Consider the following 6,914-nt stretch of genomic DNA (forward strand, 5'->3'; position numbering starts at 1 on the left):
GTCAGATTCTAGGGAGCTGCCCCGCCAACCGCAACCGAAGTCAGGTAGGGACAACCTCTCCGCGCGGCAGCCCCTCACGGACATGGAGCCTTTCCAGCTCATGCACGGGGAGCTCCACCTCCAGAGCGAGCTGGCCGTCGTCGGCGCAGTGCTCCTCGATGACACAGCCGAGCCGGAACAGCTGGGCACGCAGGCGCCCCTGATCCGGCCGCAGATGGACACGGCGCCGGGTGCGCTCCGGGCCGAGCCGCTCGGCCACCGCCTCGAGCAGGGCTTCCACCCCCTCACCGGTGGCCGCCGAGATCCGTACGCCGGTCACCAGGCCTTCGTCGTCCTCGATCCGGCCCGGCGCCAGGGCGCAGGTATCCACCTTGTTGTAGACACGCAGCGTGGGCACCGCATCGGCACCGAGTTCCGCGAGGACCGCCTCCACTTGCTCGATCTGGTGCTCGCGCTCCTCGGCCCCGGCGTCGATGACGTGAAGAAGCAGATCCGCGTCGGTGACCTCCTCGAGGGTCGAGCGGAAGGCCGCCACCAGATCGTGGGGCAGCCGGCTGATAAAGCCCACCGTATCCGAAACCACCGCCGCCGAGCCACGGGCCAGCTCCACGCGGCGCCACGAGGGATCGAGTGTCGCGAACAGCCGATCCTCGGCCAGGCGCTGTGAGCCGGTAACGTGATTGAACAGGGTGGACTTGCCGGCGTTGGTATAGCCGACCAGCGAGACCACGGGCAGCTCGCGCTTGCGCCGGGCCTTGCGGCCCTGCTCACGGGTTCGGCGCACCTTGGCCAGGCGCCGTTCGATCTGCTGGATGCGCCCGCCGATGAACCGGCGGTCCATCTCCAGCTGCTTCTCGCCCGGGCCACGCAGGCCGATCCCGCCTTTCTGCCGCTCCAGGTGGGACCAGCCGCGGACCAGGCGACTGGCGACGTGCTTGAGCTGCGCCAGCTCCACCTGGAGCCGGCCCTCGAAGGTTCGCGCCCGCTGCGCGAAGATATCCAGGATCAGCCCGGTGCGATCGAGCACACGGCAGCCCAGGTCGGTCTCCAGGTTGCGCTCCTGAGCCGCCGACAGCGGCTGGTCAACCAGCACCAGCCCGGCGTCCAGTTCGCGCACCCGCTCGGCCAGCTCGGCGACCTTGCCGCGGCCGATGAAGGTCCGCGGATCCGGGGTGTCGCGTCGGTGGCGAAAGCGGCCCACCACCTCGGCGCCGGCGGAGTCACCCAGCGCCTCGAACTCCTCCGCGGCGTCCAGGGCGTCCCCTGGAAGCCGGACGTGCAGCACCACGGCCCGTTCGCCCCCAGAAGGCCGGGCGAACAGATCCGCCGGACCGCTACCCTTGCGCTGATTAGTTATCGCTTGCCTCCTCGCCGACGACCGCCTCGGCGGATGCCTCTTCGCCCTGCTGCGGCAGGCGCACGCGCCGTGCCGGGACGATGGTCGAGATGGCGTGCTTGTACACCATCTGGTTGACGTTGTTGCGCAACAGCACCACGAACTGATCGAAGGACTCGATCTGCCCCTGCAGCTTGATCCCATTGACCAGGTAGATCGAGACCGGAACCTTTTCCTTGCGCAGGGTATTCAGAAAGGGTTCCTGCAATGACTGCCCCTTCGCCATGACGATTCGCCCCCAATGATTGTTGTTGTTATGACCCGCGAACCCCGCCGCAGGGGCGCCACTTGCTCATGGGAAAAGTGTATCACACGCCCCCGAGGGCCCCGGTGACATAGCTGTGAACCCGCGCCTCCAGCCCGTCGCCCGCCGTGAACCGGACTCCGTCGTCCTGCCCGCGCAACCAGGTGATCTGGCGCTTGGCGTACTGACGCGTGGCGCGCAGCCCCCGGCGGATCATCGTGGGGTGGTCGCAGGCGCCTTCCAGGTAATGCCAGACTTGCCTGTATCCGACCGCACGAATCGCCGGGAGTTCCTCGCCCAGATCGCCGCGGCGGTGCAGCGCCACCACCTCGCCCACCAGCCCGGCGGCGAGCATGGCCCGGAAACGGGCCTCGATGCGCCGGTGCAGCCAGGCACGCTCCGGCGGCTCGAGGATGACCTTCAGCGGCGCCTCGTCCAGCCCCGGCAGCCCCGGCTCGCGCTGGACCTCGCTCAGCGGTCGGCCGGTGAGCCGGTAGACCTCCAGCGCCCGCTGGATGCGCTGGCTGTCGTTGGGGTGCAGCCGTGCGGCACTCTCCGGATCCAGGGCCCACAACCGCCGATGCAGCGCCTGCACGCCGTGGGCCGCCTCCTCCGCCGCCAACTCGGCGCGGATCCGGGTATCCGCCGGCGGCATGGGTGAGAGCCCGTGCTGAAGCGCCTGGAAATAGAGACCGGTCCCACCGACAAGCACCGGCAACCGCCCGCGGCCGCGGATGGCGGCGATGGCCGCCTGGGCGTCGCGGGCGAACTCCGCCGCCGAGTAGCGCTCGACCGGGTCGCGGATGTCGATCAGATGGTGCGGGCAGCGCGCGCGCACCGCGCGGGAGGGCTTGGCGGTCCCGATATCCAACCCTCGATAGATCTGCGCCGAATCGACACTGACGATCTCCCCGCCCAGCCGCTCGGCCAGGGAGAGGGCCAGCTCGCTCTTGCCGACGGCGGTAGGCCCCATGATGAAGACCACCGGCGCCGCCATCACCGCCCCCGCATGAACAGCCGCGCCAGCGCCTCGTCGTCGAGCACGGTGTAGGTGGGCCGGCCGTGGTTGCACTGTGCCGCCCGCGGGGTGCGCTCGATATCACGCAACAGGGCGTCCATCTCGGCCCGCTCCAGGCGGCGCCCGGCGCGCACCGAGCCGTGGCAGGCCATCTGCGCGAGTAGCGCGTGCACCCGGTCCTCCACGCCACCGCCCGCCCCTTCCGCCTCCAGCGCCGCCACCGCGTCGCGGACCAGCGCCGCCGCGTCGGCCTCGGCGAGCAGCGCCGGCACCCGGTGCACCCGCACCGACTCCGGGCCGGCCCGATCCACCTCCAGACCGGCCTGCGCCAGGGTGGCTGCGTGCAGCTCCACCCGCTCGGCTTCGGCGGGGGGCACCGGAACGCTCACCGGCACAAGCAGCGACTGGGTGGCGATCCCCGAGGCCGCCAGCTGCGCCTTCATCCGCTCGTAGACCACTCGCTCGTGGGCGGCGTGCATGTCCACCACTACCAAGCCCCGCTGGGACTCGGCAAGGATGTAGGCGTCACGGATCTGCCCCACGGCGTGGCCCAGCTCCGGCTCGGCCTCCTGCCGGGTGGCCGGATCCCCCGGGGTGGCTGGCTCTGCGGGGGCAGCCGGTGCCCCCGCGCTCCCCGGGGTACCGGCGGGCGCACCGGCGCCACCGCCATAGAGCTGCCGGGCCTCAGCCAGGGGCAGCCCCAGCTCCGCGGTGCCACCCTGCGATCCGTCGGCCCCGGCACGCGGCGCTACAGCCGACGCCGCCCCCGGGGCCGTGCCAACACCGGCGGACGGGGCCCTACCAGGCGAACCCGTCGCCGCGGGTGCCGCCGCGCCGGCCGGATCCACCGTCGCCAGGGCGTCGGCAATCCGCCGTGCCAGGAAGTCGTGCACCGTGCGCCCGTCACGGAAACGCACCTCGTGCTTCATCGGGTGGACGTTGACGTCGACCCGCGCCGGATCCATCTCCAGGAAAAGGACATAGGCGGGGTAGTGGTCCCGGTAGAGGCAGTCGCTGTAGGCCTGGCGAATCCCGTGAGCCGCCCCCCGGTCACGCACCAGCCGCCCGTTGACGAACAGATACTGCAGATCCCCCTGGCGCCGCGCCGCGGTGGGCAGCCCCAGCCAGCCGCTGAGTTGCAGCCCGGCGCCCTCCAGCTCCACCGCCAGGGCGTGATCGGCGAAGGCACGCCCCAGCAGCTCGGCAAGGCGCTCGTGGCGCTCCGTCTCACTGACCGCCGGGGCCACCGACCACAGCCGCCGCCCCTGGTGGGCGAGCGAGAAACCGACATCGAACCGGCTCAGCGCCAACCGGCGCAGCGCCTCCTGGACGTGGTAAAGCTCGGTTCGCTCGGTGCGCAGGAACTTGCGCCGCCCCGGGGTGTTGTAGAAGAGATCATCGACGGTGACGGTGGTCCCCGGCGGCTGGGCCACCGGCTCCGGCGCGCCCAGCGCCCCACCGTCGCACCGCAGCTGATAACCGAGCTCGTCGTCGGCGGTGCGCGAGGCCAGGGTCAGCCGCGAAACGGCGGCGATACTCGGCAGCGCCTCGCCGCGGAACCCGAGGCTGGCGATCCGCTCCAGCTCCTCGAGGCCGGTGAGCTTGCTGGTCGCGTGCCGACGCAGGGCCAGCTCCAGCTCCCCGGGCGGGATGCCGCCGCCGTCGTCGGCGATGCGGATACGCTGCTTGCCGCCGCGCTCGATCTGCACCTCGATGCGCCCGGCGCCGGCGTCAAGGCTGTTCTCGACCAGCTCCTTGACCACCGACCCGGGGCGCTCGACCACCTCGCCCGCGGCGATCTGGTCGATCAGATTATCCGGCAGGGGGTGAATGCCGCGCGTACTCATGCGCGCATTCTAAGGGATGACCAGTGTGCTGCCAGCGCGGATCTGATCCCCGGAGAGGTCGTTGACCTCGCGCAGGCGCTCGGTGCTGACCTCGTACCGCTGCGCAATCACCGACAGGTTCTCACCGCGCTGAACCTCGTGCTCGCGCTGGCCGTTCTGGCCTGCATCGGCCATGCGCAGCTCAGGGAGGATGTGGCGCTCGGCGTACTCGCGTACGCCGGCGACGATCCCCTCGGCCAGGTCACGCTGATAGCTGCGGGTGTTCAGCCGGCGCTCCTCCTCGGGGTTGGTCAGAAAGCCCAGCTCGATGAGCAGCGAGGGCATGTCCAGGGACTTGAGCACGGCAAAACCGGCCTGGTCGACGCGGTTGCGCAGCAGATACGCGTGGCGGTCGAGCTGGGGCAGCAGGTACTCACCCATCTCCAGGCTCGCCTCAATCGTGTGCCCCCGGGAGAGGTCCACCAGCACCGAGGCCACGGTGTCGTCCTTGTCCTCCAGCGAGACCCCACCGATGAAGTCGGCCGCATTCTCCCGCCGCGCCAGCACCCGCGCCTGCTCCGAGGTGGCCCCGTCCAGGGACAGCGCGTAGACCGAGGCGCCCTTAACGTTGGGATTCTCCGCCCCATCAGCGTGAATGGAGAGGAAGATGTCGGCGTTGCCCTCCCGGGCGACCCGGGTGCGGTCGCGCAGGTTCATGTAGTAATCGCCCTCGCGAACCATCAGCGGCCGCAGGCCCTGGGCCTCCTTCATCAGGTCGTAGAGCTGGCGGGAAACCTCCAGGACCACATCCTTCTCGAAGGTCCCGTCGGGGCCGATGGCGCCGGGGTCGACCCCGCCGTGGCCAGCGTCGATGGCGACGATCACCTCGCGTGTCTCGCGCTCCGAGGCGGAGCGCACCGCCTGCCGGCGCTCGCCCTGCTTGCCGCCCAGATCCACCACCAGGCGCTGGCCGCCGTCGTCGCCGCCGCCGATCACGAAGCTGCGCGCCTCCACCTCGCGGCTGACGTCGAGGACCACGCGCAGCCCGCCGCCTTCCTGCCGGCCGGTGCGGATTCCATCGAGCACCCCGCCCCGCGGCAGATCGGCAGCACCGAGTTCGACGCCTTCGAAGTCGATCACCACCCGGTGCGGATCCGGCAGGGTGAAAACCCGATGCTCCGGCACCTGATCCAGGTCGAAGACCACCCGGGTGCGGTCGTCCTCATCGGAAAGCCGCACATTGTCGATAGTCGCGGCCGGCGCCGCATGGGCCGCCAGCAGCCCGATCAGCAGCCCGATCCATGCCAGGCCATAGCCCCGCCTCAACGCTCCTCCTCGCACCTCGTGGTCGCCCGTTGCTGCCTCTCAAGGCTATGCCGGGCGCCGGCCGGCTTCAAGGGTTTTTTCCCGATAGACGAGAAGATAAGGAGCAAAACTCAAGCGCTACCTGAATCCAGCGCCGCCACCGCTCCGCGGCCTCGCGCCGTCTCGGCGCGGACCGTCGCACGCCGTGCGGCGCCGACGTACCCCAACGTCACCGACAGATCCGCGGGCGGCAGCACCCCGGCGCCGCGCCCCGGCCACTCGACCAGCGCCAGCGTCCCCGTCGCCTCGATCTCCTCGACGCCCAGGAAGTAAAGCTCCTCGGGGTCGGCCAGGCGGTAAAGATCCAGGTGTAGGACGGACCCGGCGGCCGTGGCGTAGGGCTCGAGCAGCGTGTACGTGGGGCTGCGCACCGGGCCGGCCACCCCGCGGGCGCGCAGCAACCCGCGGGCCAGGGTGGTCTTGCCCGCTCCCAGGTCGCCGTGCAGGTAGACCACCCCCTCGGAGAGCACCGCGGCCAGCGCCGCCCCCAGGGCTTCGGTGGCCGCGGCGTCGGCGAGATCACACTGCCACATGCTCACGCCGCCGCCTCCCCCTCGGCGAGAACCGCCGGCAACCAGCCGAGCAGGTCGCTGGCGAGCAGGCCGCGCTCACCGCCCAGAGCCGCAGCGGCCCGCTCCCCGGCCCGGCCGTGGACGTGGGCCGCCACCGCCGCCATACGGGCCCGATCGGCCCCCGGACACTGGGCCCACAGCCCGGCCACCACCCCGGTGAGCACATCCCCCATGCCGCCGCTGGCCATCCCCGGCGTCCCGGCGCTGGCCAGATAGCGCGCTCGACCGTCGTCGACCAGGGTCCCCGCCCCCTTGAGCAGGGCCACCGCCTGCCACCCCGAGGCCAGCTCGCGCACGGCGGCGAAGCGGTCAGCGGCGATCGCCGTGGTGTCCCAGTCGGCGCCGAGCAACCGCGCCGCTTCACCGGGGTGCGGCGTCAGCACAGCGTCGGCCAGCGGCCGCCCGTCGGCGGCGAGCAGGTTGAGCCCGTCCGCATCGACCACGCGGGGGCGGGCCACATCCCGGCAAGCCGCCCACATCGCACGCCCCCAGG

7 protein-coding genes are annotated in these 6,914 nt (G+C 71.4%); all 7 read right to left on the reverse strand.

The features are described 5' to 3' along the window. Positions 1 to 40: 40 nt before the first annotated feature. Positions 41 to 1,321 (reverse strand): ribosome rescue GTPase HflX, encoded by a 1,281-nt coding sequence (hflX, locus tag CCR79_RS03765; RefSeq protein WP_201168925.1) that lies wholly within the window; start codon positions 1,319 to 1,321, stop codon positions 41 to 43. A 28-nt stretch (positions 1,322 to 1,349) separates the two neighbouring features. Then, the gene (gene hfq / locus CCR79_RS03770; RefSeq protein WP_201168915.1) at positions 1,350 to 1,622 is read right to left on the reverse strand and encodes an RNA chaperone Hfq; all 273 of its coding nucleotides are present in this window, start codon (positions 1,620 to 1,622) and stop codon (positions 1,350 to 1,352) included. A gap of 82 nt (positions 1,623 to 1,704) precedes the next feature. Continuing rightward, the gene (gene miaA, locus CCR79_RS03775) at positions 1,705 to 2,637 is read right to left on the reverse strand and encodes a tRNA (adenosine(37)-N6)-dimethylallyltransferase MiaA (protein ID WP_201168917.1); all 933 of its coding nucleotides are present in this window, start codon (positions 2,635 to 2,637) and stop codon (positions 1,705 to 1,707) included. After that, the gene (gene mutL, locus CCR79_RS03780; RefSeq protein ID WP_201168919.1) at positions 2,637 to 4,505 is read right to left on the reverse strand and encodes a DNA mismatch repair endonuclease MutL; all 1,869 of its coding nucleotides are present in this window, start codon (positions 4,503 to 4,505) and stop codon (positions 2,637 to 2,639) included. The genes miaA and mutL overlap by 1 nt, the downstream gene beginning before the upstream one ends. Positions 4,506 to 4,514: 9 nt before the next feature. Beyond that, complete coding sequence (locus CCR79_RS03785; protein WP_201168921.1) at positions 4,515 to 5,810, reverse strand: N-acetylmuramoyl-L-alanine amidase; 1,296 nt, start codon at positions 5,808 to 5,810, stop codon at positions 4,515 to 4,517. A 110-nt stretch (positions 5,811 to 5,920) separates the two neighbouring features. Further along, entirely contained in the window at positions 5,921 to 6,382 is a 462-nt protein-coding gene (gene tsaE, locus CCR79_RS03790) for a tRNA (adenosine(37)-N6)-threonylcarbamoyltransferase complex ATPase subunit type 1 TsaE (protein ID WP_201168927.1), read from the reverse strand. Positions 6,383 to 6,384: 2 nt separating this feature from the next. Then, positions 6,385 to 6,914: ADP-dependent NAD(P)H-hydrate dehydratase (locus tag CCR79_RS03795; protein ID WP_201168923.1), on the reverse strand; the 530-nt coding region annotated here is incomplete at its 5' end.

The sequence above is a fragment of the Halorhodospira halophila genome, assembly GCF_016653405.1.
GTDB classification, from domain to species: Bacteria; Pseudomonadota; Gammaproteobacteria; order Nitrococcales; family Halorhodospiraceae; genus Halorhodospira; species Halorhodospira halophila_A.